1 rRNA gene is annotated in these 3,212 nt (G+C 57.4%); it reads right to left on the reverse strand.

Annotation, left to right across the window (positions count from 1 at the left end):
- Nucleotides 1-30: 30 nt before the first annotated feature.
- Nucleotides 31-3,154 (reverse strand): 23S ribosomal RNA (locus tag G6048_RS47400).
- Between the last annotated feature and the right edge of the window lie 58 nt (nucleotides 3,155-3,212).

A 3,212-nucleotide genomic window follows, 5' to 3' on the forward strand; every position in this document is an offset into this window, starting at 1 on the left:
TCAGAACCAACACAGTGGACGCGAGCAGCTGAGGACAAGCCCTCGGCCTATTAGTACCAGTCACCTCCAGCGGTTACCCGCCTTCCAGATCTGGCCTATCAACCCAGTAGTCTCCTGGGAGCCTTAACCCCTCAAGGGGGTGGGAGTCCTCATCTCGAAGCAGGCTTCCCGCTTAGATGCTTTCAGCGGTTATCCCTCCCGAACGTAGCCAACCAGCCATGCCCTTGGCAGAACAACTGGCACACCAGAGGTTCGTCCGTCCCGGTCCTCTCGTACTAGGGACAGCCCTTCTCAAGACTCCTACGCGCACAGCGGATAGGGACCGAACTGTCTCACGACGTTCTAAACCCAGCTCGCGTACCGCTTTAATGGGCGAACAGCCCAACCCTTGGGACCGACTCCAGCCCCAGGATGCGACGAGCCGACATCGAGGTGCCAAACCATCCCGTCGATATGGACTCTTGGGGAAGATCAGCCTGTTATCCCCGGGGTACCTTTTATCCGTTGAGCGACGGCGCTTCCACAAGCCACCGCCGGATCACTAGTCCCGACTTTCGTCCCTGCTCGACCCGTCGGTCTCACAGTCAAGCTCCCTTGTGCACTTACACTCACCACCTGATTGCCAACCAGGCTGAGGGAACCTTTGGGCGCCTCCGTTACTCTTTAGGAGGCAACCGCCCCAGTTAAACTACCCATCAGACACTGTCCCCGATCCGGATCACGGACCCGGGTTAGACATCCAGCACGACCAGACTGGTATTTCAACGACGACTCCCCCTGAACTGGCGTCCAGAGTTCACAGTCTCCCAGCTATCCTACACAAGCCGAACCGAACACCAATATCAAACTGTAGTAAAGGTCCCGGGGTCTTTCCGTCCTGCTGCGCGAAACGAGCATCTTTACTCGTAGTGCAATTTCACCGGGCCTATGGTTGAGACAGTCGAGAAGTCGTTACGCCATTCGTGCAGGTCGGAACTTACCCGACAAGGAATTTCGCTACCTTAGGATGGTTATAGTTACCACCGCCGTTTACTGGCGCTTAAGTTCTCAGCTTCGCCACCCCGAAGAGTGACTAACCGGTCCCCTTAACGTTCCAGCACCGGGCAGGCGTCAGTCCGTATACCTCGCCTTACGGCTTCGCACGGACCTGTGTTTTTAGTAAACAGTCGCTTCTCGCTGGTCTCTGCGGCCACCCCCAGCTCAAGGAGCAAGTCCTCTCACCAGTGATGGCCCCCCTTCTCCCGAAGTTACGGGGGCATTTTGCCGAGTTCCTTAACCATAGTTCACCCGAACGCCTCGGTATTCTCTACCTGACCACCTGAGTCGGTTTAGGGTACGGGCCGCCATGAAACTCGCTAGAGGCTTTTCTCGACAGCATAGGATCATCCACTTCACCACAATCGGCTCGGCATCAGGTCTCACCCTGCATGGTGTGCGGATTTGCCTGCACACCGGGCTACACCCTTACCCCGGGACAACCACCGCCCGGGCTGGACTACCTTCCTGCGTCACCCCATCACTCACCTACTACAAGTCTGGTCCGTCGGCTCCACCACTCCCCTTCACCCGAAGGATCCAGGGCGGCTTCACGGACTTAGCATCGCCTGATTCAATGTTTGACGCTTCACAGCGGGTACCGGAATATCAACCGGTTCTCCATCGACTACGCCTGTCGGCCTCGCCTTAGGTCCCGACTTACCCTGGGCAGATCAGCTTGACCCAGGAACCCTTAGTCAATCGGCGCACACGTTTCCCACGTGTGAATCGCTACTCATGCCTGCATTCTCACTCGTGAACCGTCCACAACTCGCTTCCGCGGCTGCTTCACCCGGCACACGACGCTCCCCTACCCATCACGATCCCCGTTAGAGGTATATATCGCAATGACACGACTTCGGCGGTACGCTTGAGCCCCGCTACATTGTCGGCGCGGAATCACTTGACCAGTGAGCTATTACGCACTCTTTCAAGGATGGCTGCTTCTAAGCCAACCTCCTGGTTGTCTCTGCGACTCCACATCCTTTCCCACTTAGCGTACGCTTAGGGGCCTTAGTCGATGCTCTGGGCTGTTTCCCTCTCGACCATGGAGCTTATCCCCCACAGTCTCACTGCCGCGCTCTCACTTACCGGCATTCGGAGTTTGGCTAAGGTCAGTAACCCGGTAGGGCCCATCGCCTATCCAGTGCTCTACCTCCGGCAAGAAACACACGACGCTGCACCTAAATGCATTTCGGGGAGAACCAGCTATCACGGAGTTTGATTGGCCTTTCACCCCTAACCACAGGTCATCCCCCAGGTTTTCAACCCTGGTGGGTTCGGCCCTCCACACGGTCTTACCCGCGCTTCAGCCTGCCCATGGCTAGATCACTCCGCTTCGGGTCTTGAGCGCGCTACTCATACGCCCTATTCGGACTCGCTTTCGCTACGGCTCCCCCACACGGGTTAACCTCGCAACACACCGCAAACTCGCAGGCTCATTCTTCAAAAGGCACGCAGTCACGACGCACCGAGTAAACTCGATGCGCGACGCTCCCACGGCTTGTAGGCACACGGTTTCAGGTACTATTTCACTCCCCTCCCGGGGTACTTTTCACCATTCCCTCACGGTACTATCCGCTATCGGTCACCAGGGAATATTTAGGCTTAGCGGGTGGTCCCGCCAGATTCACACGGGATTTCTCGGGCCCCGTGCTACTTGGGTGTCTCTCAAACGAGCCGTACAGATTTCGACTACGGGGGTCTTACCCTCTACGCCGGACCTTTCGCATGTCCTTCGCCTATCCATACGGTTTCTGACTCGCCCTGTCGCCGGCAGACGACAGAAGAGAGATCCCACAACCCCGTACACGCAACCCCTGCCGGGTCTCACACGTATACGGTTTAGCCTCATCCGGTTTCGCTCGCCACTACTCCCGGAATCACGGTTGTTTTCTCTTCCTGCGGGTACTGAGATGTTTCACTTCCCCGCGTTCCCTCCACACTGCCTATGTGTTCAGCAGCAGGTGACAGCCCATGACGACTGCCGGGTTTCCCCATTCGGAAACCCCCGGATCAAAGTCTGGTTGACGACTCCCCGGGGACTATCGCGGCCTCCCACGTCCTTCATCGGTTCCTGGTACCAAGGCATCCACCGTGCGCCCTTAAAAACTTGGCCACAGATGCTCGCGTCCACTGTGCAGTTCTCAAACAACGACCAACCACCCACCACCCCG

The sequence above is a fragment of the Streptomyces ureilyticus genome (genome assembly GCF_011045025.1).
Lineage (GTDB): Bacteria > Actinomycetota > Actinomycetes > Streptomycetales > Streptomycetaceae > Streptomyces > Streptomyces ureilyticus.